General features: G+C 44.1%; 1 protein-coding gene. It reads right to left on the bottom strand.

What is annotated here, in order from left to right:
• Positions 1 to 204: 204 nt before the first annotated feature.
• Positions 205 to 1,176: IS110 family transposase (locus LUA91_RS20625; protein ID WP_231428004.1), on the bottom strand; the 972-nt coding region annotated here is incomplete at its 5' end.

Here is a 1,176-nt window from a genome sequence, read left to right as displayed (position 1 = left end):
TATATTTCCTCTATAAATAATATGCAATAAGAATTACCTACCCACACTTAGCGGGCAATCATAAATAAGAATTTCCTCTGCGAGCTCTATGTCTCAAACGCAATTTCTTGCCTGGAACACACTTTTACTAATATGCCAGTTTGAAAAACGGGGTCTATGCCACCACAAATATAAGGGCCTTAGCGTGTTCTTTGTCCAGCAACACTAAGCGGCTAATGGCCTGTAGTGTTGCTTTGTGGCTAATATATTCCAGATGACTACCAGTAATTTTCTGGCATTGGCCATCAGCGCCTTATTATGGTTCATCCTTTTTTTCAAAGTGTTGTACCTTATGAAAAAACTACTCTGCTTTGTTCTGCTTGCCCCCCACGCACACTGGACCAGCATCATTCGAAGGTATTTATTGCCATGCAGTGTCTTTCGTCCCTTTATCTTCCCAGCACTCTGGTCATTCCTAGGTCTGAGCCCTGCCCATCCAACAAGGTGTGAAGCAGTTTGAAAGGCTTCCATATTCACTCCGACTTCGGCAATTATGCTGGCCGCACTATGTTCCTTGATTCCAGGTACACCCTGTAAAAGTTCAAGTTCTTCTTGGTAGTAATTGCCGCAAAGGTCTAAAAGCTTGTCCTTGCACGCGGTCAATTGTTTCTGATAGAACTCGGCCTCCTCAAGGGTCATACCCAATAAATCCCTGTCAGTTGGGGATACTATTCCGGTAAGTGACTCTTTTATCGTCTGTACTCCATGCTTGTTCTTGGTACGGGTATGAACCAATTTCGTAAGCTCAAAGGGATCTGTCTGTCCCATTGAGATTGCCTCGATTACCTTTCGCATCGATTTTCCGCCAATATCTGAGACATAATTGCTTAGGCGTATGTTGCAGCGCTGTAAGATAAGATCAATGGATTGATCGGCACGCTGGAGGTTCCTATTCAGATAGGTGATCCTACGGTTATACTGGCGGAGTTCCTGAATATGCTGCTCAGGAATAAAACTCCCCCTGATCAGTCCTTTTTGAAGTACAGTGGCAATCCATTGGGCATCTTTAACATCGGTTTTCCTGCCTGGAAGCTGCCTAATGAAATAGGGATTGACAAGCTTGACATCAAAATCAGTGTCCAGTATGCGCCAGATCGGAATCCAATAAATACTCGTGCTTTCCATGGCGACCTCTAA

The organism is Pedobacter sp. Leaf250 (assembly GCF_920984735.1).
GTDB lineage: Bacteria > Bacteroidota > Bacteroidia > Sphingobacteriales > Sphingobacteriaceae > Pedobacter.
The sequence above is the reverse complement of the archived record's forward strand: the minus strand, read 5'-3'. Positions and strand labels throughout refer to the sequence as shown.